Below are 24,753 nucleotides of genomic sequence, written 5' to 3' on the forward strand. Positions count from 1 at the left end.
CAAACACTTAACTGAAAGGAATCATCATGCGTCACCGTCATGGTCTGCGGAAACTGAACCGCACCTCGTCGCACCGTCTCGCGATGCTGCGCAACATGTCCAACTCGCTGTTCCAGCACGAGCTGATCAAGACCACCGTGCCCAAGGCCAAGGAACTGCGCAAGGTTGTCGAGCCGCTGATCACGCTGGCCAAGAAGGACACCGTTGCCAACCGCCGCCTGGCTTTCGCCCGTCTGCGCGACCGCGACATGGTCACCAAGCTGTTCACCGAACTGGGCCCGCGCTACGCCACCCGTCCGGGCGGCTACACCCGCATCCTGAAGTTCGGTTTCCGTCAGGGTGACAATGCGCCGATGGCGCTGGTCGAACTGGTGGATCGTCCGGAAATCACCGAAGCCCCGGCTGAAGAAGCCGCGGAATAAGGTAGTTTCCCGCCCGCCGCTGCGGCGACGGGTACGGGCACACCGCTTACAATCGAGCCAGGCATCTGCCTGGCTCTTTTGTTTTTGGGCCGCCGCCGTGCCTGCCGCAAGGAGATGTCGATGCAAAGCCATGCCAGCCAGCCGGATGCCGGCGCCCCGGGCGATCCGGCCGAGGTGATCGTCGTGATCACCAATACTCCAGATGCCGAGACCGCGGCGCACCTGTCGCAGGTAGTGCTGGAGGCGCGCGCCGCCGCCTGCGTGAACCGCCTGGCGCCGGTCGAGTCCGAGTACTGGTGGCAGGGCAAGCTGGAGCGCGCGCAGGAGTGGCCGCTGCTGATCAAGACCACGCGTGCACGTTACGCTGCGCTGGAGGCCGTGATCCGGCAACATCACCCCTACGACGTGCCGGAACTCATAGCGTGGCCGGTGACGGCCGGTTACGCGCCGTACCTGGCCTGGGTCAGCAGCGAGACCGCCTCAGGGCCGGCAAAGTAGGGGCAACCGCGCCCGCAGCGCAGCAGCAGGTACGCCGCCCCCCCAGTTCAAGACAGACAGGAAACAGCGAGATGACAATCGGTTTGGCACTTCCGGAGCGCGCGCGCGGGCAGGTCTGGGCGCGGCATATTGCCGCAGCGCTGCTGGCGGCATTGGCCTGGGTGTGCCTGGCGGGCGGCGCGCATGCCGCCACCGAAGACGACTTCCTGCCGCCGGAGCAGGCCTTCCGCTTCGCCGCGAGCCAGCTTGACGACAAGACTGTCGAGGTGCGCTTCGAGGTTGCCCCCGGCTACTACATGTACCGCGAGCGCTTCGCCTTTGCCGCGCAACCCGCCGACGTGAAGCTGGGAATGCCGGCGTATCCGCCGGGCAAGGTCAAGTTCGACGAGACCTTCGGCAAGGAGATGGAGACCTACCGCGACAGCGTGGTCATCCGCGTGCCGGTGGAGGCGGCGCCGGCCGACGGCAAGTGGTCGCTGACGGTCACCTCGCAGGGCTGCGCCGACAAGGGCCTGTGCTATCCGCCGATGGAGAGCGTGTACAAGGTCGGCGGCAGCGGGCTGGCCGACCTGTTCGGCAAGCGCGGGCGCTCGGATGCGCCGGCGGCCGTGCCTGCCCCTGCGCCAGCCGCCCCCGCGGTGCTGCGCGCCGACGACAGCGACCGCATCGCCGGCGCGCTGGCGAGCCGCAACCTGGCCCTGATCGCCGCACTGTTCTTCGGCCTGGGCCTGCTGCTGACGTTCACTCCATGCGTGCTGCCGATGGTGCCGATCCTGTCCTCGATCGTGGTGGGCGAGCACGTCACGCGCGGCCGTGCGCTGGTGGTGTCGCTGGCCTACGTGCTGGGCATGGCGGTGGTGTACACCGCGGTCGGCGTGGCTGCCGGGCTGCTGGGCGAGGGCCTGTCGGCCGCGCTGCAGACACCGTGGGTGCTGGGCCTGTTCGCAGCGCTGATGGTGGCCCTGGCGCTGTCGATGTTCGGGCTGTACGAGCTGCAACTGCCGCAGCGCTGGCAGACCCGCCTGACCGAATCGTCGCACCGCCGCCAGGGCGGCCAGGTGGCGGGTGCGGCGGCAATGGGCGCGATCTCGGCGCTGATCGTCGGGCCCTGCGTCACCGCGCCGCTGGCCGGGGCGCTGGCCTATATCGCGCAATCCCGCGACGCCGTGATCGGCGGCGCGGCGCTGTTCGCCATGGCGCTCGGCATGGGCGTGCCGCTGGTGCTGGTGGGCGTGGGCGCGGGCAACCTGCTGCCGCGGGCCGGGCGCTGGATGGAGGTCACCAAGCGCTTCTTCGGCTTCCTGCTGCTGGGCGTGGCGCTGTGGATGCTGGGGCCGGTGCTGCCGGCCTGGGCCTCGATGCTGGCGCTGGCGGCGCTGCTGCTGGTGGCGGCGGTGTTCCTGGGCGCCTTTGACGGCCTGGGCCCGGATCCGCGCAACCTGGCGCGGGTGGGCAAGGGCGTGGGCGTGCTGTTTGCGATCGCAGCGGCGATCGTGCTGATTGGCGTGGCCTCGGGCGGGCGCGATCCGCTGCAGCCGCTGTCGCACCTGAGCGTGGCACGCGGTGGCGCGGAAGCCGCTGCCGGCGCACAGGCGGTGCGCTTCGAGCGCGTGCGCAGCGTGGCCGAGCTCGATGCCCGCGTGGCGCAGGCCGCCGCCGCAGGCAAGCCGGTGCTGCTGGATTTCTACGCCGACTGGTGCGTCAGCTGCAAGGAAATGGAGCGCATGACCTTCGTCGATCCGCGCGTGCGCGCGCGGCTGTCCGAGATCGTGCTGCTGCAGGCGGACGTGACCGCCAACAATGCCGACGACAAGGCGCTGCTCAAGCGCTTCGGCCTGTTCGGGCCGCCCGGCATCATCCTGTTCGGGCCTGACGGGCGCGAGCGCCCGGTGCGCGTGATCGGCTACCAGTCGGCCAACCGCTTCCTGGAAAGCCTGGAGCGGGCCTTCGGCACGCGTACCAGCACCTGACGCGTACCTAGTGCTGCGCGGTGGCTACCGTTCCAGCCGCCGCCCCAGCGCCCACAGCGCGGCCAGCCCCAGCGCCACGGCGCCCATCAGGCCGATCGACCACCAGAACCCGTGCGGCTCGCGCAGCCAGGGCATGCGGTCGAAGTTCATGCCGAAGACACCGGTGATCAGCGTCAGCGGCATGAACAGCGCCGTGATCAGCGTCAGCGCGCGCATGGTGCGGTTGGTCCGGTGCGCCACCGCGGAGAAGTGGATCTGCACCGCCGACTCGATCGAATCCTCCAGCCGGCGCGCGTGCGCCAGCACGCGCTGGATATGCTCCATCACGTCGTTGATGCGCACCAGCAGCACCTCGTCACGCCCCGGCGCATTGGCCGGGCCGCCGGGCTGGTCGCTGCTGAAGCGGTTGTCGAGCAGGCTGTCGCGGAATTCCTGCAGCGCGTCGCGTTGCTCTTCGCTCAGGTGCTCCAGCTTGCGCAGCTGGATGCGGGCATCCAGCAGTCCCTCCCAGCTTGAGAAGCTGCGGCGCGAATTGAGCAGCGCGCGCTGCCAGCGGTCGAGCTGGCGCGTCAGCGGCGCGCGCAGTTCCAGGTAACGGTCGACCATCGCATTGAGCAGGCGCAGCATCAGGTCCTCGGGCCGGCTGGGCGGGCGCACGCCGTGCAGCAGCGGCTGGCCATTGCCACGCACGGGCGTGGCCTGCGGGCGTGGTGCCTGGCATAGCTCGATCAGACGCTGGCGCACCTGGTCAACGGTGCGCGATTGCCCCGAGCGCACCGTGACCAGCACCGTGTCGAACACGAAAAACGTGACCGGCTGGGTGTCGATCTTGGCCAGTGCCGGGAGGAAGCCGGGCGGATAGCGCTTCTGGCGGGCGGCGGACTCGGCAGCGGACGGCTTCGCCGTTCCGGCCACAGGGTCCTGCGGCTCGGCCTCGGCGATGGCGCGGCTGGTCTCGAAGGTGAGCTTGCGGAAGATCACCATGTCGTACGCATTGGTCGTGTCGAAATACGACGGATGCGCGGCATTGGTGGCGTCGGCCAGGTGCAGGTCCAGGATCGGCGCGCCGGCAAGCTGGCGCACGCTCTCGCGCCAGACATCCGGCGCGGCGGTGACTTCTTCTGTGGAGAAATCCGCCCAGACGAACAGCGACGCGGCATTGCTGCCGAGGAAGTTGCCCGCCTCGGTGAGCGAGGCGAGCGGGTGTACCTGGCTGGCCGAGAAGCCTAGCAGTTCCATAGGCGCTCTGTCGGTTAGCCGCTCAGGCCGTCAGCAGCCGCGCGGCGTCGCGCGCGAAATAGGTCAGGATGCCGTCGGCGCCGGCGCGGCGGAAGGCCAGCAGCGATTCCATCATCACCTTGTCGTGGTCCAGCCAGCCGTTCTGCGCGGCGGCCTTGAGCATCGCGTATTCGCCGCTGACCTGGTAGACGTAGGTGGGGAAGCGGAACTCGTCCTTCACGCGGCGCACGATGTCCAGGTACGGCATGCCGGGCTTGACCATCACCATGTCGGCGCCTTCCAGGATGTCCTGTGCCACCTCGCGCAGGGCCTCGTCGGTATTGGCCGGATCCATCTGGTAGGTCATCTTGTTGCCCTTGCCCAGGTTGGCGGCCGAGCCCACCGCGTCGCGGAAGGGGCCGTAGAACGCCGACGCATACTTGGCCGAGTACGCCATGATGCGCGTATGGATATGGCCGTTGTCTTCCAGCGCGGTGCGCACCGCGCCGATGCGGCCATCCATCATGTCGGACGGGGCCACGATGTCGACACCGGCTTCGGCCTGTGCCAATGCCTGGCGCACCAGGATCTCGACGGTCACATCGTTGATGACGTAGCCGTTGTCGTCCAGCACGCCGTCCTGGCCGTGGCTGGTGTACGGGTCGAGCGCCACGTCGCAGAGCACGCCGAGCTCGGGGAAGCGGTCCTTGAGCGCGCGCACGGCACGTGGCACCAGGCCCTCGGGGTTGGTGGCCTCGATGCCGTCCGGCGTCTTCAGCGACGGGTCGATCACCGGGAACAGCGCGATCACCGGGATGCCCAGCTTGACGCAGTCTTCGGCCACCGGCATCAGCAGGTCGACCGACACGCGCTCGACGCCCGGCATCGACGCCACCGCCTGGCGCTGGTTCTGGCCGTCAAGGATGAAGACGGGGTAGATCAGGTTGTCCGGCGACAGGCGATGCTCGCGCATCATGCGGCGGGAGAAATCATCGCGGCGCATGCGGCGCGGGCGGTATTCGGGGAAGGTGGACATGGCGGGCTTCTTGACTGTAGGGCTGGACAGGAAAGCGGGCCGGCAAGCACGGCGCGCGCGGCAAAGCGCGGTCCAAAGCCGCTGGCCGAAGAAAAACTAAACTTTTGAGCGTGCCCGCTATCATACTCGCGGACACTTTGCGTTGCGCCCTGCGTGGCGCGGTGTCCCCCGCTACTCCTCCCTGAGCGGGTACCCGCCCCAGCGGCGGGAAAGTTTGTCCCCGTTGCTTGCAGCGGGGCTTTTTTTTGCGTGCTGACCTGGTGATTACTCTGCGGGATCGGCAGCAGGCGGCTCGCTCTTCTCCGCTGCGGACCGGGCTTCGGCCTTCTGCGCTTCCGGCAGGTTGAGCCAGCCGGCGATCACGCCCTGCGCCTCTTCGATGCCGCGGCGCTTCAGGCTGGAGAAGAGCTGTGCCGTCATCGGCACCGGTGTTTCCATCTGCTCGGCGTAGCCCTGCAGCATCTTGCGGGTCTCGCGCAGCGCCTTGGCGTTGTCGCTGTTGGTCAGCTTGTCGGCCTTGGTCAGCAGCACGTGGATGGGGCGCCCCGTCGGCAGGAACCACTCCACCATCTGGCAATCGAGATCCGTGAACGGACGGCGCGCGTCCATCATCAGGATCAGGCCGGACAGTTGCTGGCGCGTCTGCACATAGTCGCTCAGCAGCCCCTGCCAGTGGTACTTGGCCGAGCCCGAGACCTCGGCATAGCCGTAGCCGGGCAGGTCGACCAGGAAGGCGAGCGGGTCGGGCGCCTTGACCGGCGCCACCGAGAAATAGTTGATATGCTGCGTGCGCCCGGGGGTGCGCGACGAGAACGCCAGCCGCTTCTGGTTGCACAGGATGTTGATGGCCGTGGACTTGCCGGCGTTGGAGCGGCCGGCGAACGCCACCTCCGGCACGGCCGTGGCGGGCAGGTCGCGCAGGTGGTTCACGGTGATGAAGAAGCGGGCCTGGTGAAGAAGGGACATGCGCTAGAGCGGTGGGGCGGGCCGCGGAGGCTGTGCGCATTGCGCATGCCGGGGCCGGGGTCTCGCCAGGGTGGGATGGCTGGCGGCCTGGGCCGCCCGCCGGGGTTGATCTGGCGCAGCCCGAAAGGGGCATGACAAGGCGCAAGGCATCAATCCGGCACATAACTTATTGTACAATACGCCGGTTTACGGTCTCCTGAACGGGTGACGCGTGGCATCCATGGCCGCGTGCCTCGGCTGCCGTCGTCCGGGCGGGAAGCCTAGTGTGTCGTTCCATCGTGGGCAGGGCCTTTGCCCCGCATTGCGCGTTGCACCGGAGGGTGCGGCGGCTGCGGGAGCGGGCTGGCGGGGTCTGCCGCCACGGCCAGCGCTTTGCGGATCGGTCAGCCGCGCGCGGGTCGCCACGATACCAGCCTTTGCACCGGCGCGTCCTCACCGCCGGCAAAGCGCCGGGGCGGCACGCATCACGGTATCCAAAACAATTCAGAGAAGGTGTGCGAATGAACCGCATTGCGAAGATTCTGGGTGTCCTGGCTTTGGCCGTTCCTGCCGCCGCCCTTTCCGGAATGGCATCTGCCGCAGAGCAGGCCGCCGCAAAGGCTGACCCGGCCAAGGGTGAAACGCTGTACACGCAAGGTGCCCCCGACCGCAATGTGCCCGCCTGCCTGAGCTGCCACGGCGCCGCCGGCAACAGTGCCGCCGCCGCCAACCCGAAGCTGGCCGCCCAGCATCCCGAGTACGTCCACAAGCAGCTGGCCGACTTCAAGTCCAAGGCACGCAACAACGCGATCATGGTGCCGATGGCGTCGGTGCTGACCGACGAGGAAATGCGCAACGTCGGCGCCTACCTGGCCAAGCAGTCGCTCAAGCCGGCCACCGCCAAGAACAAGGACACCATCGAAGCCGGCCAGAAGATCTACCGCGGCGGCATTGCAGCCAAGGGCGTGCCCGCCTGCGCCGCCTGCCACGGTCCTACTGCGGCCGGCATCCCCGCCCAGTACCCGCGCATCGGCGGCCAGTGGGCGGACTATACCGAGGCACAACTGGTGGCATTCCGCCAGGGCACCCGCAAGAACAACCCGGTCATGACGACCATCGCCGCCAAGATGTCGGATGCCGAGATCAAGGCGGTGGCGGATTACGTCGCCGGCGTTCGATAACGATTCCGCGACTCCGCTGGCGCCCGCCAGGCGCCGGCGCGTTGGTTTGGCGGTCCCCCGTTCCGGCGGGGGGCCGCGGCATGCAACCGAACGCGCCTGTCACAATCGAAAAGGGTGGCCTGCTTGCCAAAGCATGTCCGCCCTTTTTTCATTTCCAGCCGCACGTTGTTTTAGGTTTCCCTGCACATGTCGACCGCTTCCACTTCAGGGCTGCACCTGAAGACCTCTCACCGCGTGCTGCGCGACGCGGTCGAATTGTTGTCCTCGATGCGCTTCGCGATCGCGCTGCTGACGGTGATCTCCATCGCCAGCGTGATCGGCACCGTGCTCAAGCAGAACGAGCCGTATCCCAACTACGTCAACCAGTTCGGGCCGTTCTGGGCCGATGTGTTCCACACGCTGTCGCTGCAGAAGGTCTACGGTTCCTGGTGGTTCCTGCTGATCCTGGCCTTCCTGGTGGTGTCGACCAGCCTTTGCCTGATCCGCAATGCGCCCAGGATGGTGGCGGACATGCGCTCGTGGAAGGACCATGTGCGCGAGCGCAGCCTGCGCGCCTTCCATCACCGCGGCGAATTCGACGGCGCGCGCCCGCGCACCGAGGCGGTGAGCCGCCTGTCGGCGCTGCTGCGCAACCGCGGCTACCGCCTCAAGGCGGTCGAGCATGACGGCGCCACCCTGCTGGCGGCCAAGGCCGGCGCGGCCAACAAGGCCGGCTATATCCTGGCGCACACCGCCATCGTGGTGATCTGTATTGGCGGCCTGCTGGACGGCGACCTGCTGATCCGCGCGCAGATGTGGCTGGGCGGCAAGACCCCGATCAGCGGCAACGCGGTCATCAGCGAGATCCCGCCGCAGCACCGGCTGTCGGCGAGCAACCCGGGCTTTCGCGGCAACGCCTACGTGCCCGAGGGCTCGACCGTCTCCACCGCTATCCTGAACATCTCGGACGGCGCGCTGGTGCAGGACCTGCCTTTCGCGATCACGCTCAAGAAGTTCAAGGTCGATTTCTACGAGACCGGCATGCCCAAGCTGTTTGCCTCGGACGTGATCGTGACCGACCGCGCCACCGGCAAGCAGACCGAGGCCACCATCAAGGTGAACGAGCCGCTGATCGTCGACGGCATCGCCATCTACCAGTCCAGCTTCGAGGACGGCGGCTCGCGCCTGAAGTTCGTCGGCTACCCGATGCAGGGCAGCGGCCACGCCACCTTCACCATCGATGGCGCGGTGGGCGGCAACAAGCCGCTGGCGGGCACCGGCACCAGCGCCGACAGCGATGGCCTGACGGTCGAGTTCAGCGACTTCCGGCTGATGAATATCGAGAACGTCACCGATGCCTCGGGCAAGCCCGACGCGCGTGGCGTGGCGCGCAAATCGTTCAACGAGACCCTGGAAAAGCACCTGGGCGCCGCCGCCAGCACCGACCGCGCCAAGACGCTGCGCAATGTCGGCCCGTCGGTGCAGTACAAGCTGCGCGACCGCACCGGCCAGGCGCGCGAGTTCAACAACTACATGGTGCCGGTGCAGATGGACGGCCAGTCGGTGTTCCTGGCCGGCATGCGTGAATCGCCCAGCGAACCATTCCGCTATCTGCGCATCCCCGCCGACGACCAGGGCAGCGTGGCCGACTGGATGCGCCTGCGCGCCGCGCTGCAGGACCGCGCGCTGCGCGGCGAAGCCGCGCGCCGCTTTGCGCTGGCGTCGATGCCGGGCGATGACAAGGCTGACCTGCGCCGCCAGCTGGCCGAAAGCTCGCTGCGTGCGCTCGATCTGTTCGCCGGCGCCACGCGGCCCACGCCGGATTCGCCCCCGGGCGGTTTCACCGCGATCGCCGCCTTCCTCGAGAAATCCGTGCCCCCGGCCGAGCAGCAGAAGGCCGCCGACGTGCTCCTGAAGATCCTGAACGGTTCGATGTGGGAGCTGTGGCAGCTGGCGCGCGCCCAGGACAAGCTGCCGGTGGTGGCCAACAGCGCCCAGAGCGGCACCTTCCTGCAGCAGGCCATCAACGCGCTGTCGGACAGTTTCTTCTACGGCGCGCCGGTGTTCCTGCAGCTCGACGACTTCAAGGAGATCAAGGCCAGCGTGTTCCAGCTGACCCGTGCGCCGGGCAAGAACATCGTGTATCTTGGCTGTCTGCTGCTGGTGCTGGGCGTGTTCGCGATGTTCTATATACGCGAGCGCCGGGTCTGGATCTGGGTGAAAGACAAGCCCGCCGAGGGCGACACCGAGCCTGGCAGCCATGTGCTGATGGCGATGTCGACCCAGCGCCGCACGATGGATTTCGAAAAGGAATTCACGGCGCTGCGTGACGATATCGGCCGCGCCGCAGGGGGCCGCAGCGAGGCGCCCGAGCCCGCCGGCACCCCCCACTGAATTGAGCAGGTACGCTATGTCCTCAAATGTGAACCAGGCCGGTCCCGCCATGCGCGGCACCACGCGCGCCGACACCGGCGCTGACGAGGCCTATCTCGAACCTTCCTTCCTGCGCCGTCTGACCTGGGTGGACTGGCTCTTTGCGCTGGCGCTGGCGGTTGGCGCCGGCGTGGCGCTGTCGCAATACGGGCAGTGGATGGATGGCTACGACAAGGCCGTGCTGATCGGCGCCGTGCCTACCTTCGCGCTGCTCGGCTGGCACTGGAAGGCGGTGCGCCCGCTGATGCTGGCGCTCACCGCGCTGTCGCTGTTCGCGATCCAGCTCTACCAGGGGCAGCTGGCGCGCGCGGACCAGGCCTTCTTCCTGAAGTACTTCCTGTCGAGCCAGTCAGCCATCCTGTGGATGAGCGCGCTGGTGTTCCTGTCCACGCTGTTCTACTGGCTCGGGCTGGCGGCGCGCTCGAACACGGGCTACAGCATCGGCAGCAAGCTGTGCTGGGGCGCGGTGGTGCTGGGCTTCACCGGCCTGCTGGTGCGCTGGTACGAGTCCTACCTGATCGGCACGGACATCGGCCACATCCCCATTTCCAACCTCTATGAAGTGTTCGTGCTGTTCACGCTGATCACTTCGCTGTTCTACCTCTACTACGAAGGCCGCTACGCCACGCGCGCGCTGGGTCCGTTCGTGATGCTGGTGGTGTCGGCCGCGGTGGGCTTCCTGCTGTGGTACACGGTCAGCCGCAATGCGCAGGAGATCCAGCCGCTGGTGCCGGCGCTGCAAAGCTGGTGGATGAAGATCCACGTGCCGGCCAACTTTATCGGCTACGGCACCTTTGCGCTGGCGGCGATGGTCTCGGTGGCCTACCTGCTCAAGCAGCGCGGCATCCTGGCCGAACGCCTGCCATCGCTGGAACTGCTCGATGATGTGATGTACAAGGCCATTGCAGTCGGCTTTGCCTTCTTCACCATCGCCACCATCCTGGGCGCGCTGTGGGCGGCCGAGGCCTGGGGCGGCTACTGGAGCTGGGACCCGAAGGAAACCTGGGCGCTGATCGTCTGGCTGAACTACGCGGCGTGGCTGCACATGCGGCTGATGAAGGGCCTGCGCGGCACGGTGGCGGCCTGGTGGGCGCTGGTCGGCCTGCTGGTGACGACCTTTGCGTTCCTGGGCGTCAACATGTTCCTGTCGGGCCTGCACAGCTACGGCGAACTGTGACGCGGCGCCATGCTGCAATGCAAGAACCTGCCTCCGGGCAGGTTTTTTTTCGTCTTTTTTCAATTTTTCTGGATGCCCATGGAATAAAGGCGTCACATCCGGTGTTTACTTGAGGAGCGGTGCCGGCTGGCGGCACCGGTTTGCATGGAGAACAAGATCATGGCACGTGTGCGTCTTACCACTGCAGCATCCCTCGTTCGTCCCGCCGCGCTCGCGCTCGGCTGTGCGGCTGTCCTGCTCGCCGGTTGTTCCGGCATGGGCCTGGGCGGTGGCGGCGGCGCCGGCAACTTGCCGCCCACGGTGAAGGTGACCAGTGGCGTGCTGACCGATCCGCAGGGCCTGACGCTGTACACCTTCGACCGCGACACCGCCGGCAGCGGCAAGAGCGCCTGCAATGGCCCGTGCGCCACCAACTGGCCGCCGCTGATGGCCGCGCCTGGCAGCAATGCGTCGGGCCAGTACACCATCATCACGCGCGATGACGGCGGCAAGCAGTGGGCGTACCGCGGCATGCCGCTGTACCGCTTTGCCAAGGACGCCAAGCCGGGCGACCGCACCGGCGACAACCTCAACAACGTCTGGCACGTGGCCAAGCCCTGACGCTTCGGCAGCCACCGCAGCCACAGCATGGAAGGGTTTGACGGCCAGCTCGTCGCGCTGGCGCCGCGGCTGCGGCGCCATGCGCGCGGCCTCACCGGCGACGCGGCGCTGGCCGACGACCTGGTGCAGGACACGCTCGAGCGCGCGCTGCGCTACCGCTGGCGCTTCCGCCTGCGCCCCGGCGCCTGGTGGGGCGACGGCGCCGATGGCCTGCTGCCGTGGCTGCTGACCCTGATGCACCGCCTGCGCCTGAATACCGTGCGCAGGAAGGAACTGGTGGTCACCACCGAGACGCTGCCCGAGGTCAGCGCCCCCGCTGACGACCCCGGCCTGCGCCGTGACCTGGTGCAGGCGCTGGCGCAACTGCCGGAGGCGCAGCGCGCGGTGCTGCTGCTGGTCAGCCTGGAACAACTGACGTACGCCGAGGCCGCGCGCGTGCTCGATATTCCGCAGGGCACGGTGATGTCGCGCCTGGCGCGGTCGCGCGAGCAGATGCGGCGGCTGCTCGACGGCAAGGCGCCCGCTGCCGTGCCGGCAGCTTCCGGCAAGCCCCTGCAGCGGGTGAAATGATGTCCGCCATCCACGAAGCCGATCTACATGCCTACGCCGATGGCCAGCTTTCCGGCGCGCGGCGCGCCGCCGTGGAGGCGTACCTGGCGCAGCACCCGGAGGCGGCGGCACAGGTCGCAGTCTGGCGCAGGCAGGCCGATGCCCTGCACGGGGCGCTGGATCCCGTACTGAACGAACCCGTACCGCTCGCGGCCTTGCCGCCGGGGCTGCACGGAGATCGCAAGCGCAATGCCGCGCGAACCAGGCCGCGCTGGGCGATGGCGCTGGCGGCCACCTGCGCGTCGGTGGCGCTGCTGGCGGTGGGCGGCGCTCTCGGCTGGCGGGCGCATGACCGCCTTGGCGGCAGCACGCTGGTGCTGGCGCCCGGCGAGCGCTTTGCGCGCGAGGCGCTGGCGACGCACGCGGTCTACGCTCCGGAAATGCGCCACCCGGTTGAAGTCGCGGCGACGGAAGAGGCCCATCTGATCGCATGGCTGTCCAAGCGCCTGGGCACGGCGCTGCAGGTGCCGGACCTGCGCGCGCAGGGCTTCCACCTGATTGGCGGCCGCCTGGGCGTGGCCGAAGGCGGCCCGTCGGCCATCCTGATGTATGAAGCGGACGACGGTACGCGCCTGTCGCTGCAGTTGCGGCGCATGGCACAGGGCACGCCCGATACGGGCTTCCGCGTCGAGCGCATGCCAGGCGCAGGCTCCAGGCGGCCAGCCGCCGGCCGCGACCCGATGATGGCCTTCTACTGGATCGACCGCGACCTGGGCTTTGCGCTGGCGGGCCCGCTGGAGCGGGCGCGGCTGCTCACGGTGGCTCAGATGGTGTACCAGCAATACCAGGGCGGATAGCCGCGCGCGAGGTGCAGGCGGCACATTGCGTGCGCCTGGCGCCTCATGACCCGCGGCATTCCGACGCAGGCACAAAAAACTGTCAGGACTGGCCAGCACTCTCCGACCAAGGCCAGAGTCCAATCCTGCAAGCGTGTGGGCGCGACCGGCGCCGGCACGGCCAGGCAACGAGGAAAACCATGCTGATCCCTTCCCCCAAATGGCTGCGCGGCGGCGATATCGCCGCCGGCGAGGTCACGCCCCGTCACGTCTTCGAAGCGCGCCGCCGCATGCTGGCGCTGGCCGCGGCCGGCGCAGCCGGCAGCACGCTGGCGCCGTGGTTTGCGCGCCAGGCCCTGGCGCAGGGGCAGCACGGCCAGAAGCTGGCCGCCACGCCCAACAACGCCTATGTCATCACCGACAAGCGCACGCCCTTCGAGGACGTCACCACCTACAACAACTTCTACGAATTCGGCACCGACAAGTCCGACCCGGCGCGCAACGCCGGCACGCTGCGCCCGCGCCCATGGCAGGTGTCGGTGGAGGGGCTGGTGAAGAAGCCCAAGGTCTATGACCTGGACGAGCTGATGAAGCTGGCGGCAATGGAAGAGCGCGTCTACCGCCTGCGCTGCGTGGAGGGTTGGTCGATGGTGATCCCGTGGGTCGGCTACCCGCTGGCCGAGCTGATCCGGCGCGTCGAGCCGCAGCCTGGTGCCAGGTACATCCAGTTCATCACGCTGGCCGACAAGAAGCAGATGCCCGGCGTCAGCAGCGGCGTGCTCGACTGGCCGTACAGTGAGGGCCTGCGCATGGACGAGGCCATGCACCCGCTGGCGCTGCTGACCTTCGGCCTGTACGGCGAGGTCCTGCCCAACCAGAACGGCGCGCCGGTGCGCATGGTGGTGCCGTGGAAGTACGGCTTCAAGAGCGCCAAGTCGATCGTGAAGATCCGCTTTGTCGACAAGCAGCCGCCCACCAGCTGGAACCTGGCCGCGCCGCAGGAATACGGCTTCTATTCGAACGTGAATCCGGACGTGGACCATCCGCGCTGGAGCCAGGCCACCGAGCGCCGGATCGGCGAGGAGCGCGGCAGCGGCTTTGGCGCGTTGTTCGCACCCAAGCGCAAGACCCTGCCGTTCAATGGCTACGGCCAGCAGGTGGCGTCGCTGTACCAGGGCATGGACCTGAAGAAGTTCTTCTGATGCAAGGCGAGCGCATGGCTACCTCTTCCACCAGCGCCGCCGCCGTGGCGGCGCGCAAGCCGGCCGGCCTGGCCACGCTGTCGCCGCAGCGCGTGCGCGCGCTCAAGCTTGCGGTCTGGCTGCTGGCGCTGCTGCCGTTCGTACGGCTGCTGTACCTGGGTGCCACGGAGCAGTTCGGCGCCAATCCGCTTGAATTCGTGACGCGCTCCACCGGCACCTGGACGCTGGTGATGCTGTGCCTGACGCTGACCATCACCCCGATGCGCCGCCTCACTGGCTGGAACTGGCTGATCAAGCTGCGGCGCATGCTGGGCCTGTTCGCGTTCTTCTACGGCCTGCAGCACTTCCTGCTGTGGATCGGGGTGGACCGCGGCTTTGACCTCGCCTACATGATCAAGGACGTGTACAAGCGGCCCTTCATCACGGTGGGTTTCACCGCCTTCATGCTGATGATTCCGCTGGCGCTGACTTCCACCAATGGCATGGTGCGCTGGCTGGGCGGCAAGCGCTGGCAGGCGCTGCACAAGCTGGTCTATGCGATTGCGGTGCTGGCCATCCTGCACTACTGGTGGCACAAGGCGGGCAAGAACGACTTTGGCGAAGTGTCGATCTATGCGGCGGTGGTGTTCGTGTTGCTGGGGATGCGGCTGTGGTGGCGGCTGCGCAAGCCCGCGGGGGCGCGCCAGCCCGCCGCGTAGGCGGGCCGGGCTTGGGGTCTTAGTCCTGCAGCAGGCGCTCGTCGCGGAACAGGTCCTCGACCAGTTCGCGCTCGCGCACCAGGTGCACGCTGGCGCCATCGACCATCACTTCGGCGGCGCGCGGACGGGTGTTGTAGTTGGAGCTCATGGTGAAGCCGTAGGCGCCGGCCGACATCACTGCCAGCAGGTCGCCCGGCTGCACCGCGAGCGCGCGGTCGCGGCCGAGCCAGTCACCGGATTCGCACACCGGGCCGACGATGTCGTAGGTCGCCGCTTGCGCGTCGCGCAGCACCACCGGCTCGATGCGGTGGTAGGCCTCGTACATGGCCGGGCGTGCCAGGTCGTTCATGGCGGCATCGACGATGCAGAAGTTCTTGGCCGCGCCGGGCTTGAGGAACTCCACCTGCGTCAGCAGCACGCCGGCGTTGCCCACCAGCGAGCGGCCCGGCTCGAACAGCACCTCGCGGTGGCCGTGGCCGCGCGCGGCCACGCGTTCCAGCAGCGTGGTGGCAAAGCCGGTGATGTCCGGCGGGGTTTCGTCGGTGTAGGTGATGCCCAGGCCGCCGCCCACGTCGATATGCTCCAGGCGGATGCCGTCGCGCTCGAGCGCCTCGACCACGTCCAGCACCTTGTCCAGTGCTTCCAGATAGGGCTCGACCTCGGTGATCTGCGATCCGATATGGCAGTCGATGCCAGTCACTTCCAGGTGCGGCAGCGCGGCCGCGGCGCGGTAGGTCGGCAGCACGTCCTCGAAGGCGATGCCGAACTTGTTGCCCTTCAGGCCGGTGGAGATATACGGGTGCGTCTTGGCATCCACGTCCGGGTTGATGCGCAGCGACACGCGCGCACGCTTGCCCACGCGGCCGGCCACTTCGTTGAGGCGGTCCAGCTCGGGGATCGACTCGACATTGAAGCAACGCACGTCATGTGCCAGCGCCAGTTCCATTTCCGCCGCGCTCTTGCCCACGCCCGAGAACACTACCTTGCGCGGGTCGCCGCCGGCGGCCAGCACGCGCTTGAGTTCGCCGCCCGAGACGATGTCGAAGCCGGCGCCGAGCTTGGCAAACACCTGCAGCACCGCCAGGTTGGAGTTTGCCTTCATGGCGTACTGGACCTGCGCCTTGCGGCCCTGGCAGGCGGCGGCGTAGGCCTGGTAGGCTGCGGTCAGCGCCGCGCGCGAGTACACATAGGTGGGCGTGCCGAATTCAGCGGCGATGCGCGCCAGCGGCACCTGCTCGACGGCAAGCGCGCCGTCCTGGCGATGGAAAAATGCGGTCATGGTTATCGGGTGGTGGGGGCGGCAGGAGACGAGGCTGGCTGCGCGGCGGGGGCAGGGGTGGCGGGCGGGCCCGGCATGGCATCGGCGCGGCCCAGGCCCGGATCCGTCACGGTCGGCGGGGTCGGCTCGGGCGGCACTTTGGGCATGGTCAGCGGCCCGCGGATGCCGCATCCGCCCAGTAGGGGCATCGCAAGGGCGGCGGCAAACGCCGATACAATCGCAACACGACGCAGCATCGGGTCGTCCTTTAGGCTGTTGGCAAGGCGTTGGATGGTCCGACGCGCAACGGCCGGGCATCCGAAGGATTCTTAACAAAAAAGCCGTTCGCGCCACGTACGCCCGGTCCGGGCAGCGGCGGCAACGGCGGTCTCGGAGTTTAGCATGCCCCCCTTGAGCGAAAGCGAGTTCCTGGCCCTGGCCACGCAGGAGCTGGACCGCATCGAAGCCACGGTCGAGGCGGCCGCCGACGCGGCCGACGCCGATATTGAGATCAGCCGCACCGGCAACGTGATGGAGCTGGAGTTCGAGAACGGCACCAAGATCATCATCAACAGCCAGGCGCCGATGCAGGAACTGTGGGTGGCCGCGCGCGCCGGCGGCTTCCACTTCCGCCGCGACGGCGAGCGCTGGATCGACACCCGCAACGGCGGCGAGCTGTACGCGGCGCTGTCGGGCTACGTCAGTGAGCAGGCCGGCGCGGCCCTCACGCTGGGCTGACGCAAAGCCTGCCTGGCGGGCAAAAGAAAAGCCGGCCTCGTGGGCCGGCTTTCTGCTGTCTGGCGGCCGTGATCAGGCGCCGCCGAACATCTCCAGGATCTTCTTCTTCTCGGTCTCGGTGTCGGCCGGCGCGTTGGTCGACTCCTCCGGCTTGCCCGGCCACGGATCGCCCAGGCCCACCGAAGCCACCCCGGCGCCGCCGGCGTTCTCTTCGAAGGTCCAGTCGCCGCCCACCATCAGCACGCCTTCCGGCGCCGGGCGCTCGGGAGACTCCGGCACGCCCTTGAGCGCCTTGCTCATGTAGCCGACCCAGATCGGCAGCGCCAGGCCGCCACCGGTTTCGCGCACGCCCAGGCTCTTGGGCTGGTCGTATCCCATCCAGGCGATCGCCACCAGGTTGGGCGTGTAGCCGGCGAACCAGGCATCGACCGCGTCGTTGGTGGTGCCGGTCTTGCCCGCCAGGTCGTTGCGGCCCAGGCGCTGCTTGGCGCTGTTGGCGGTGCCTATGCGCACCACGTCGCGGAGCATGGTGTCGGCGAGAAAGGCGGTGCGTGCATCAAGCACGCGCACGGCGTCGGTGCCGGCGCGTTGCGGCTGGGTTTCGGAGATCACGTTGCCGCGCGCGTCCACCACCTTCTGGATCAGGTACGGGTTGATGCGGTAGCCGCCGTTGGCGAACACCGAGTACGCGCCCGCCATCTGCAGCGGCGTCACGGCACCCGAGCCCAGCGCCATCGGCAGGTAGGCCGGGTGCTTGTCGGCCTCGAAGCCGAAGCGCGTGATGTAGTCCTGCGCGTACTGCGTGCCGATCGCGCGCAGGATCCGCACCGAGACCAGGTTCTTGGACTTGGCCAGCGCGCGGCGCATGGTCATCGGGCCCTCGAAGCGGCCGTCATAGTTCTTCGGTTCCCACACCTGGCCGCCGGTATCGGGGCCGATCGTCAGCGGTGCGTCGTTGATCACCGTGGCCGGCGAGAAGCCCTTTTCCAGCGCGGCCGAGTAGATGAACGGCTTGAAGCTGGAACCCGGCTGGCGCCAGGCCTGGGTCACGTGGTTGAACTTGTTGCGGTTGAAGTCGAAGCCGCCCACCATCGAACGGATCTCGCCGTCCTGCGGGTTGATCGACACGAACGCCGCGGCCACTTCCGGCAGCTGGGTCACCGACCAGTTGCCTTTCTCGTCCTGGGTCACGCGGATGACCGCGCCGGGGCGCATCTTCATCTTGGGTTGCGCGTTGGACGACAGCGACGGCGCGATAAAGCGCAGCGCCGAGCCCTCGATGGTTGCCACTTCGCCCGACAGCAGCGTCGCCTTCACCTGCCTGGCCGACACGCTGGTGACCACGGCCGAGCGCAGGTCGCCGCTGCCCGGGTGCTCGACCAGCGCATCGTCGATGGCCTGCTCGCGCTCGGCCGGGTCGGAAGGCAGGTCGATAAAGGCCTCGGGGCCGCGGTAGCCGTGCTTGCGCTCGTAGTTCATGATGCCGGAGCGCACCGACTCATAGGCGGCGTCCTGGTCCGGCTTGGTCAGCGTGGTGTAGACCGTCAGGCCGCGCGTGTAGGTTTCTTCGCGGTACTGCGCGTACATCAGCTGGCGCACGATCTCGGCGACGTACTCGGCGTGGGTCGAGAACTCGTTGCCCTCGGTGCGCACCTTCAGCTCGGCATGCACGGCCTGCTCGTACTGGTCGGGCGTGATATAGCCCAGGTCGCGCATGCGCTGCAGGATGTACTCCTGGCGCACCTTGGCGCGGCGCGGGTTGACCACCGGGTTGTACGCCGACGGCGCCTTGGGCAGGCCGGCCAGCATGGCGGCCTCGGCCGGCGTCACGTCGCGCACCGACTTGCCGAAATACACGCGCGCGGCGCTGTCGAAGCCGTAGGCGCGCTGCCCCAGATAGATCTGGTTCATGTACAGCTCGAGGATCTGGTCCTTGTTCAGGTTGGCCTCGATCTTGTACGCCAGCAGCATCTCGTAGATCTTGCGCGTGTAGGTCTTTTCGCTGGACAGGAAGAAGTTGCGCGCCACCTGCATGGTGATGGTGGAGGCGCCCTGCGACAGCCCGCCGCGCAGGTTGGCCAGCCCGGCGCGCAGCACGCCGACGAAGTCGACGCCGCCGTGCTCGTAGAAGCGGTCGTCCTCGATCGCCAGGACCGCCTTTTTCATCACGTCCGGAATCTCGGCGATGGGCACGAAGTTGCGTCGCTCTTCGCCGAATTCGCCGATCAGCACATTGTCCGCGGTATAGATGCGAAGCGGGATCTTGGGCCGGTAGTCGGTGATGGTGTCCAGCGAAGGCAGGTTGGGCGCGGCCACCAGCAGCGCGTAGCCGAGCAGCAGCGCAATCACGACGGCACCGGCGACAACCAGTCCGACCGCCCAGAACATGAGCCGCGTCCAGATCGGACGGCGGGCAGGGTGGGACGGCTTGTGTTGTGCGGTGGCCATAAGGGAAATACCTAGTCAGGGGTGCCCGGGATTATATCTTCCGGCATCGGCCCGCCCGGGCGTACAGTGGTGCGGGCGCCGCTATCGCGCTGTTACAAGATGTAATGTGGCGAATGCGTGCACGCACGGCGCTGTTGCGTGCAGCTAAAGGGGTGCGGGCAGGCGCACAAGCGCCCACGGAAGGGAACCCGACGACCGTGGGGTTTTGGCAACGGATTGGTGAGGGGCTTCTCAAAAAGAACTCGGCGCCAGTTCGGCACATTGCCACCGATGCTGGATTTTGTGAGAATCGACCAACATAAAAGAGCAAACGTTTCATTCAAGAAACAAGGCTCGCCCGATTAGAGCGTTCAAGCCAGGGGCGAGTTCAAAAGTCAGGGGGTCACCTTGCGTCGGGGCATTTTGTCGGGGCTTCTACGCCGGACTACGGTCGGTGTGGATATCGGGTCGTCCAGTGTCAAGGTAGTCGAGCTGTCCGTAGGGGGCAGCAGGCAAGACTATCGGCTGGAAAAATGCGCCAGCGAACTGCTGGACCGCAACGCCGTTGCCGATGGCAACGTCATCAATATCGAGGCCGTCGGGATCGCGCTCAGACGCGCGCTGGGCAAGGCCGGCATCCGTTCGAAGGACGTGGTGCTGGGCGTGCCGTCCATGCTGACGGAGTCACAGACGGTCAGCCTGCCGGACAACCTGTCCGACGACGAGCTGTATTCCCAGGTCGAATCCGAGGCGCACCGGCTCTATCCGCCGTCGCAGGCGGTCAACTTCGACTTCGCCGTGATCGGCCCCAGCGAGACCGAGGGCGGTATCGGGGTGCGCGTCACGGCGGCCAACAGCGACCGCGTGCAGGAGCGCGTGACCGCGGCCGAGATGGCGGGGCTCAAGCCCCAGGTCATGGATGTCGAGGAATACGCGGTGCAGCGCTCGATCGTGCAGATGCTGGGCGTGCCGCACGAGATGCCCGAGGCCGATGCGCGCGCGCTGCCGGTGGTGGCGGTGATCCATCTGGGCGGCAGCCGTTCCAAGGCGATCTTCTACCAGGGCTGGAAGGAACTCTACGAGCAGCCGCTGAACAGCTACGGCGACCAGCTCACGCAGAGTGCGGCGCGCATGTTCACCCTCGACGCGCTCAAGGCCGAGATCAAGAAGCGCAAGAACACGCTGCCTGAAGCCTGGCGCGCGCAGTTGCTCAAGCCGTCGCTGGATGCACTGGCGATGGAAGTGCAGTCCGCGGTCGGCAACTTCATCGCCAGTTCCAGCCTGGGCCGGGTCGACGAGATCCTGCTCTCGGGCGGACATGCGTCGCTGCTCGGCGTGCAATCGGCAATCCAGCACCAGACCAAGATCACCACCACGCTGGCGAACCCGTTCGCCAACATGGCGACCAACGCCAAGGTCAACGAGCGCTACCTGCAGCGCGACTTGCCGGCGTACATCGTCAGTGCCGGCCTGGCCTTGCGCGGCCTGCAATAACGCACCGGAGGCATCAGATGTCTACGAACACACTGCCTTCGGTCAACCTGCTGCCTTACCACGAAGCCCGCAAGGCAGCACGCCGCAAGAAGGTCTATACGATGCTGGCCGGTGCCGCGGTGGCTGGCGCTGCCGTGGTGCTGCTGGGCGGCTTCTATATCGACGGGCGCATCGCTTCGGTGGTCGCGCTCAACCAGGTATTGAGCACTGAGAACGCCAGGCTGGACGGGCAGATCCGCGAGGTCAACAGCCTGAAGAAGGACATCGACGCGCTGCTGCAGCGCCAGAAGGCGGTTGAAAGCCTGCAGACCGAGCGCAACCGCCCGGTGCAGCTGCTTGAGGAACTGGTGCGGCAGGTGCCGGAGGGCGTCTACCTGACCAGCCTGAAGCAGACCGGCGAGGCCTTCACCATCGCGGGCGTGGCGCAGTCCAACGAGCGCATTTCCGAGCTGCTGCGCAACCTGAGCGGGGTGGCCTGGCTGGACAAGGCCGAACTGGTCGAATCCAAGGCCGTCACCATGACCAACAACCTGCGCGAGCAGCGCCGCTTGTTCGACTTCTCGATGCGCTTCGCGTACCGCGCGCCGGAAGCGGCGGCCGACGGCAAGAAGACCGTGCCGGGCGCCTCCGCACCCGCAGCCGCCCCAGTTCCCGCACCCGCAGCCGGAAAGGCCTGACCATGGCGCTCAATACTGAAATCAACCTGGCCGACCTGACCGGCCAGTTCCGCGGGCTCAACCTGAGCGAACCGGAGACGTGGCCGGCCGCGCCGCGTGTGCTGTTCGCGGTGCTGGCCGCGGCCGTGGTGCTGGTGCTGGGCTGGCAGTTCTACTGGAGCGCCAGGTTCGACGAACTCGACCGCCAGCGCCAGGAGCAGGAAAGCCTGAAGCAGGCGTACCAGTCCAAGGTGGCGCAGGTGGCCAACCTGGACGCACTGCGCGAGCAGAAGAAGCAGGTGGAGCAGCGCGTGGCGCTGCTGGAGCGGCAGCTGCCCAACAAGGCCGAGATGGATGCACTGCTGGCCGACGTCAATCACGCCGGTGTCGCACGGGGGCTGCAGTTCGAGCTGTTCAAGCCGCAGGGGGCGGTGATCAAGCCCTACTTCGCCGAGATCCCGGTGAACCTGCGCGTGACCGGGCGCTACCACGAGGTGGCGCAGTTCAATGCCGACGTGGCGGCCCTCTCGCGGATCGTGTCGATGCAGAACCTGCAGCTGGCCAATACCAAGGAAGGCGGGATGTCGATGGAGGCGGTGGCGATGGCCTACCGCGCGCTCGACCCGGACGAGCAGGCCGCGCAGCGCAAGGCCGCGGCAGCCGCTGCGGCAGCCAAGGCAGGAGGTGCCAAGTGAGCCGCACCGCCCGTACCCGCAGCCTCGCCTGGACCACGGCGCCACGCACATTCGCGGCGGCGGCGCTGGCTGTCGGCCTGCTGGGCGCCTGCGGCGCCAGCGATGAAGACGCCTTGCGCCAGTGGATGGATGCCACCCGCAGCGCGCGCGCCAAGCCGCCCGAGCCGCTGCCCGACGCCCGGCCCTATGTGCCGCGCGAGTACGCCGCAGCCAAGGCGCCCGAGCCGTTCGCGCAGGCCAAGATCGGCGAGCTGAACAAGACGCTCGCGGATTCGCCCGAAGCCGGGCGGCGCCGCGAGCCGCTGGAGGACTACCCGCTCGAGAACTTCAAGATGCTCGGGATGATGAAGAAGCACGGGGAGACCTTCGGCATCGTGCGGGTTGATAACAAGATCCACCATATCAAGGTGGGTCAGTATCTCGGCCAGAGCTATGGCCGGGTGGTCCGCATCACCGATCAGGAGATCGTGCTGCGCGAATTGGTCCGGGAGGGGGTATCAGAGTGGAAAGAGAAAATGACCAGCCTGAAGCTGGAGGTGGCGGCATGACCCTCGCGCGCTGGTACCGTGCGCTCGCGGGCGCCGCAAGAATGGCGATGGCGCTGTTGCTGGTGATTGCCGCACCGGCCGCGCTGGCACAAAGCAACCGCATCAAGTCGGTTGACGTCAGCATGGTCGGGGAGCAGACCGTGTTCACGATCGAGCTCGAACGGCCGCTGGCGCAGAAGCCGGCGGACTTCACCACGCAGAACCCGGCACGGCTCGCGATCGATTTCTTCGATACCGGCTTTGCCAACCGGCGCGCGCAGTACGACTACGGCGGCAAGCTGGTCAAGTCAGCCAACGTGGTGCAGATCGGCGACCGTACCCGCGTGATCCTCGACCTCACGCGCAACGCCACCTATCGCACCGACCAGCGCGGCAACTACTTCGTGGTGGCGCTGGATAACGTGGCGCCGGCGCTCAAGAACGCTGCGCCCACGTTTGCGCCGGCTGCGACGCCTGCGGCCGCGGCGGCGCGGCCGTCGGTGCGCAATGTCGACTTCCGCCGCGGTGCCGATGGCGCCGGGCGCGTGGTGGTGGACCTGTCCTCGCGCGACTCGGGCATCAACATCGCGCAGCAGGGCAAGAATATCGTGGTCGATTTCCTCGGCACCACGCTGCCTGACAACCTGCGGCGGCGTTTCGACGTCAGCGATTTCGGCACGCCGGTGCAGGGCATGCACGCCTCGGACACCAACGGCAACGCGCGCCTGACGATCGAGCCGCGCGGCAACTGGGAATACAGCTCGTACCAGACCGATACCCAGTTCGTGGTCGAGGTGCGCCCGGTCAAGGAAGACCCGACCAAGCTGATCAGTGGCCCGGGCTACCGCGGCGAGCGCCTGTCGCTGAACTTCCAGAACATCGACATCCGCTCGCTGCTGCAGGTGTTTGCCGATTTCACCAACCTGAACATCATCACCAGCGAAAGCGTGCAGGGCAACCTGACGCTGCGCCTGAAGGATGTGCCGTGGGACCAGGCGCTGCAGATCGTGATGGATGCCAAGGGCCTGGCCTCGCGCCGCAACGGCAATGTGCTGTGGGTGGCGCCCAAGGCGGAGCTGCAGACCAAGGAGAAGCTGGAGCTGGAGTCGCAGCAGCAGATCAATGACCTGGAGCCGATCCGCAGCCAGGTGTTCCAGCTCAACTACCAGCGTGCCGAAGACGTGCGCAAGATGCTGCTCGGCATGGGGGCGGGCGGCGGTGCCGTGGCCGCCGTCAGTACTGCCGGGTCGGCGGGCGCCAGCGCGCGCATGCTGTCCAGGCGCGGTTCGCTGACGGCCGATGCGCGCACCAACCAGCTCTTCGTCTCGGATATCGCCAGCAAGCTGGAAGAGGTGCAGAACTTCATCGGCAAGATCGACATCCCGGTGCGCCAGGTGATCATCGAGGCGCGCATCGTCGAGGCCACCGACTCGTTCAGCCGCAACCTGGGTGTGAAGCTGGGCTTTGCCGGGCAGTACAACAACGCCCGCGTCGGCAACACGTACAACAACGTGCTGCCCGGGGCGACTTCCGACAACGGCCCGTTCCTGAGCCTGCCTGCCGGCGCCATCAACGGCACCAACCCGGCCAATATCGCGGTCAGCCTGTTCAACAGCGCCGCCACCAAATTCCTGGCACTGGAGTTGTCGGCGCTGGAAGCGGATGGCAAGGGCAAGATCATCTCCAGCCCGCGCGTGGTCACGGCCAACAACATCAAGGCGCTGATCGAGCAGGGTACCGAGCTGCCATACCAGGCGGCGACCTCCAGCGGTGCGACCTCGGTGCAGTTCCGCAAGGCCAACCTGAAGCTGGAAGTGACGCCGCAGATCACGCCCGAAGGTAATGTGCTGCTCGATGTGGACGTGAACAAGGACAGCGTCGGCATCCAGACCACTTCCGGCTTTGCCATCGACACCAAGCACGTGCAGACCCAGGTGCTGGTCGAGAACGGCGGCACGGTGGTGATCGGCGGCATCTACACCCAGACCGAGTCCAACGAAACCGACAAGGTGCCGCTGCTGGGTGATATCCCGGTGCTGGGCTACCTGTTCAAGAACAACGCCAAGGTGCGCAACCGCACCGAGCTGCTGGTGTTCCTGACCCCGCGCATCCTGAACGAGAGCGTGTCGCTCCGGTAGGGACATGGCGTCCGGAGGACGCCGGATACAGTAGACTGGCAGGCCGCATCGAGGGATGCGGCCTTTTTTTGCGCGC

Annotated in this window: 22 protein-coding genes; 17 read left to right on the forward strand and 5 right to left on the reverse strand. The window is 67.4% G+C overall.

Translation table 11 applies throughout. The features are described 5' to 3' along the window. The first annotated feature begins 26 nt into the window (after positions 1-26). The 3 genes from rplQ to dsbD all read left to right on the forward strand — a co-directional run bounded on the left by rplQ (position 27) and on the right by dsbD (position 2,890). Positions 27-422, forward strand: a complete 396-nt coding sequence (gene rplQ / locus I6H87_RS08525; RefSeq protein ID WP_010812373.1) for a 50S ribosomal protein L17 — start codon at positions 27-29, stop codon at positions 420-422. A gap of 120 nt (positions 423-542) precedes the next feature. Continuing rightward, complete coding sequence (cutA, locus tag I6H87_RS08530) at positions 543-920, forward strand: divalent-cation tolerance protein CutA (RefSeq protein WP_011616159.1); 378 nt, start codon at positions 543-545, stop codon at positions 918-920. Positions 921-991: 71 nt separating this feature from the next. Next, entirely contained in the window at positions 992-2,890 is a 1,899-nt protein-coding gene (gene dsbD, locus I6H87_RS08535; RefSeq protein WP_011616158.1) for a protein-disulfide reductase DsbD, read from the forward strand. A 24-nt stretch (positions 2,891-2,914) separates the two neighbouring features. Here dsbD and I6H87_RS08540 read toward each other — a convergent pair whose 3' ends face one another. The 3 genes from I6H87_RS08540 to yihA all read right to left on the reverse strand — a co-directional run bounded on the left by I6H87_RS08540 (position 2,915) and on the right by yihA (position 6,110). Beyond that, entirely contained in the window at positions 2,915-4,129 is a 1,215-nt protein-coding gene (locus I6H87_RS08540) for a magnesium transporter CorA family protein (RefSeq protein ID WP_011616157.1), read from the reverse strand. Between the two features lie 22 nt (positions 4,130-4,151). Then, a complete protein-coding gene (gene hemB / locus I6H87_RS08545; RefSeq protein WP_010812369.1) occupies positions 4,152-5,144 on the reverse strand; it encodes a porphobilinogen synthase in 993 nt (330 codons plus the stop codon). A gap of 264 nt (positions 5,145-5,408) precedes the next feature. Then, on the reverse strand, positions 5,409-6,110 hold the full coding sequence (gene yihA, locus I6H87_RS08550) for a ribosome biogenesis GTP-binding protein YihA/YsxC (protein ID WP_010812368.1): 702 nt from the start codon (positions 6,108-6,110) through the stop codon (positions 5,409-5,411). A gap of 500 nt (positions 6,111-6,610) precedes the next feature. On the opposite strand from yihA, the gene I6H87_RS08555 reads away from it, so the two are divergent. The 8 genes from I6H87_RS08555 to msrQ all read left to right on the forward strand — a co-directional run bounded on the left by I6H87_RS08555 (position 6,611) and on the right by msrQ (position 14,744). Next, complete coding sequence (locus I6H87_RS08555; RefSeq protein ID WP_010812367.1) at positions 6,611-7,270, forward strand: c-type cytochrome; 660 nt, start codon at positions 6,611-6,613, stop codon at positions 7,268-7,270. A gap of 186 nt (positions 7,271-7,456) precedes the next feature. After that, positions 7,457-9,643 (forward strand): cytochrome c biogenesis protein ResB, encoded by a 2,187-nt coding sequence (locus I6H87_RS08560; protein ID WP_011616156.1) that lies wholly within the window; start codon positions 7,457-7,459, stop codon positions 9,641-9,643. A 49-nt stretch (positions 9,644-9,692) separates the two neighbouring features. Further along, complete coding sequence (ccsB, locus tag I6H87_RS08565) at positions 9,693-10,859, forward strand: c-type cytochrome biogenesis protein CcsB (protein ID WP_136227831.1); 1,167 nt, start codon at positions 9,693-9,695, stop codon at positions 10,857-10,859. A 159-nt stretch (positions 10,860-11,018) separates the two neighbouring features. Next, positions 11,019-11,459 carry a COG4315 family predicted lipoprotein gene (locus tag I6H87_RS08570; RefSeq protein ID WP_011616154.1) on the forward strand — a complete coding sequence of 147 codons (441 nt, stop codon included), beginning with the start codon at positions 11,019-11,021 and terminating at the stop codon, positions 11,457-11,459. A 27-nt stretch (positions 11,460-11,486) separates the two neighbouring features. Next, positions 11,487-12,029 (forward strand): RNA polymerase sigma factor, encoded by a 543-nt coding sequence (locus I6H87_RS08575; protein ID WP_010812363.1) that lies wholly within the window; start codon positions 11,487-11,489, stop codon positions 12,027-12,029. Next, on the forward strand, positions 12,026-12,865 hold the full coding sequence (locus tag I6H87_RS08580; protein ID WP_011616153.1) for an anti-sigma factor family protein: 840 nt from the start codon (positions 12,026-12,028) through the stop codon (positions 12,863-12,865). The genes I6H87_RS08575 and I6H87_RS08580 overlap by 4 nt, the downstream gene beginning before the upstream one ends. Positions 12,866-13,044: 179 nt before the next feature. Continuing rightward, positions 13,045-14,046: a protein-methionine-sulfoxide reductase catalytic subunit MsrP gene (gene msrP / locus I6H87_RS08585; protein WP_010812361.1), complete on the forward strand. Its 1,002-nt coding sequence runs from the start codon at positions 13,045-13,047 to the stop codon at positions 14,044-14,046. Further along, positions 14,046-14,744 carry a protein-methionine-sulfoxide reductase heme-binding subunit MsrQ gene (gene msrQ / locus I6H87_RS08590; protein ID WP_010812360.1) on the forward strand — a complete coding sequence of 233 codons (699 nt, stop codon included), beginning with the start codon at positions 14,046-14,048 and terminating at the stop codon, positions 14,742-14,744. The genes msrP and msrQ overlap by 1 nt, the downstream gene beginning before the upstream one ends. 19 nt (positions 14,745-14,763) lie before the next feature. Here the strand turns inward: msrQ and lysA are convergent, their stop codons facing one another. After that, positions 14,764-16,023 carry a diaminopimelate decarboxylase gene (gene lysA, locus I6H87_RS08595; protein ID WP_010812359.1) on the reverse strand — a complete coding sequence of 420 codons (1,260 nt, stop codon included), beginning with the start codon at positions 16,021-16,023 and terminating at the stop codon, positions 14,764-14,766. A gap of 381 nt (positions 16,024-16,404) precedes the next feature. Here lysA and cyaY point away from each other — a divergent pair, with 381 nt between their 5' ends. Next, positions 16,405-16,740, forward strand: a complete 336-nt coding sequence (gene cyaY / locus I6H87_RS08600) for an iron donor protein CyaY (protein ID WP_010812358.1) — start codon at positions 16,405-16,407, stop codon at positions 16,738-16,740. Between the two features lie 72 nt (positions 16,741-16,812). Here cyaY and I6H87_RS08605 read toward each other — a convergent pair whose 3' ends face one another. Beyond that, complete coding sequence (locus I6H87_RS08605) at positions 16,813-19,188, reverse strand: penicillin-binding protein 1A (RefSeq protein WP_081050290.1); 2,376 nt, start codon at positions 19,186-19,188, stop codon at positions 16,813-16,815. Between the two features lie 402 nt (positions 19,189-19,590). Here I6H87_RS08605 and pilM point away from each other — a divergent pair, with 402 nt between their 5' ends. Genes pilM through pilQ form a run of 5 tightly spaced genes read left to right on the forward strand, consistent with a single transcriptional unit; the run spans position 19,591 to position 24,677 of the window. Next, positions 19,591-20,661, forward strand: a complete 1,071-nt coding sequence (gene pilM / locus I6H87_RS08610) for a type IV pilus assembly protein PilM (RefSeq protein ID WP_037023846.1) — start codon at positions 19,591-19,593, stop codon at positions 20,659-20,661. A 17-nt stretch (positions 20,662-20,678) separates the two neighbouring features. Beyond that, positions 20,679-21,338 carry a PilN domain-containing protein gene (locus I6H87_RS08615; RefSeq protein ID WP_010812355.1) on the forward strand — a complete coding sequence of 220 codons (660 nt, stop codon included), beginning with the start codon at positions 20,679-20,681 and terminating at the stop codon, positions 21,336-21,338. Positions 21,339-21,340: 2 nt separating this feature from the next. Further along, positions 21,341-22,012: a type IV pilus inner membrane component PilO gene (locus I6H87_RS08620; RefSeq protein WP_010812354.1), complete on the forward strand. Its 672-nt coding sequence runs from the start codon at positions 21,341-21,343 to the stop codon at positions 22,010-22,012. After that, positions 22,009-22,560: a pilus assembly protein PilP gene (locus tag I6H87_RS08625; protein WP_011616151.1), complete on the forward strand. Its 552-nt coding sequence runs from the start codon at positions 22,009-22,011 to the stop codon at positions 22,558-22,560. The genes I6H87_RS08620 and I6H87_RS08625 overlap by 4 nt, the downstream gene beginning before the upstream one ends. Then, a complete protein-coding gene (pilQ, locus tag I6H87_RS08630) occupies positions 22,557-24,677 on the forward strand; it encodes a type IV pilus secretin PilQ (RefSeq protein WP_010812352.1) in 2,121 nt (706 codons plus the stop codon). Before I6H87_RS08625 ends, pilQ begins: the two co-directional genes overlap by 4 nt. Positions 24,678-24,753 lie beyond the last annotated feature (76 nt).

Origin of the sequence: Cupriavidus necator (assembly GCF_016127575.1) — a bacterium.
Classification (GTDB): domain Bacteria; phylum Pseudomonadota; class Gammaproteobacteria; order Burkholderiales; family Burkholderiaceae; genus Cupriavidus; species Cupriavidus necator_D.

What these genes read in the sequence shown, in the direction of transcription:
- rplQ (WP_010812373.1), top strand. Translation starts at nt 27, where the DNA reads ATGCGTCACCGTCATGGTCTGCGGAAACTGAACCGCACCTCGTCGCAC.
- cutA (WP_011616159.1), top strand. Translation starts at nt 543, where the DNA reads ATGCAAAGCCATGCCAGCCAGCCGGATGCCGGCGCCCCGGGCGATCCG.
- dsbD (WP_011616158.1), top strand. Translation starts at nt 992, where the DNA reads ATGACAATCGGTTTGGCACTTCCGGAGCGCGCGCGCGGGCAGGTCTGG.
- I6H87_RS08540 (WP_011616157.1), bottom strand. Translation starts at nt 4,129, where the DNA reads ATGGAACTGCTAGGCTTCTCGGCCAGCCAGGTACACCCGCTCGCCTCG.
- hemB (WP_010812369.1), bottom strand. Translation starts at nt 5,144, where the DNA reads ATGTCCACCTTCCCCGAATACCGCCCGCGCCGCATGCGCCGCGATGAT.
- yihA (WP_010812368.1), bottom strand. Translation starts at nt 6,110, where the DNA reads ATGTCCCTTCTTCACCAGGCCCGCTTCTTCATCACCGTGAACCACCTG.
- I6H87_RS08555 (WP_010812367.1), top strand. Translation starts at nt 6,611, where the DNA reads ATGAACCGCATTGCGAAGATTCTGGGTGTCCTGGCTTTGGCCGTTCCT.
- I6H87_RS08560 (WP_011616156.1), top strand. Translation starts at nt 7,457, where the DNA reads ATGTCGACCGCTTCCACTTCAGGGCTGCACCTGAAGACCTCTCACCGC.
- ccsB (WP_136227831.1), top strand. Translation starts at nt 9,693, where the DNA reads ATGCGCGGCACCACGCGCGCCGACACCGGCGCTGACGAGGCCTATCTC.
- I6H87_RS08570 (WP_011616154.1), top strand. Translation starts at nt 11,019, where the DNA reads ATGGCACGTGTGCGTCTTACCACTGCAGCATCCCTCGTTCGTCCCGCC.
- I6H87_RS08575 (WP_010812363.1), top strand. Translation starts at nt 11,487, where the DNA reads ATGGAAGGGTTTGACGGCCAGCTCGTCGCGCTGGCGCCGCGGCTGCGG.
- I6H87_RS08580 (WP_011616153.1), top strand. Translation starts at nt 12,026, where the DNA reads ATGATGTCCGCCATCCACGAAGCCGATCTACATGCCTACGCCGATGGC.
- msrP (WP_010812361.1), top strand. Translation starts at nt 13,045, where the DNA reads ATGCTGATCCCTTCCCCCAAATGGCTGCGCGGCGGCGATATCGCCGCC.
- msrQ (WP_010812360.1), top strand. Translation starts at nt 14,046, where the DNA reads ATGCAAGGCGAGCGCATGGCTACCTCTTCCACCAGCGCCGCCGCCGTG.
- lysA (WP_010812359.1), bottom strand. Translation starts at nt 16,023, where the DNA reads ATGACCGCATTTTTCCATCGCCAGGACGGCGCGCTTGCCGTCGAGCAG.
- cyaY (WP_010812358.1), top strand. Translation starts at nt 16,405, where the DNA reads ATGCCCCCCTTGAGCGAAAGCGAGTTCCTGGCCCTGGCCACGCAGGAG.
- I6H87_RS08605 (WP_081050290.1), bottom strand. Translation starts at nt 19,188, where the DNA reads ATGGCCACCGCACAACACAAGCCGTCCCACCCTGCCCGCCGTCCGATC.
- I6H87_RS08615 (WP_010812355.1), top strand. Translation starts at nt 20,679, where the DNA reads ATGTCTACGAACACACTGCCTTCGGTCAACCTGCTGCCTTACCACGAA.
- I6H87_RS08620 (WP_010812354.1), top strand. Translation starts at nt 21,341, where the DNA reads ATGGCGCTCAATACTGAAATCAACCTGGCCGACCTGACCGGCCAGTTC.
- pilQ (WP_010812352.1), top strand. Translation starts at nt 22,557, where the DNA reads ATGACCCTCGCGCGCTGGTACCGTGCGCTCGCGGGCGCCGCAAGAATG.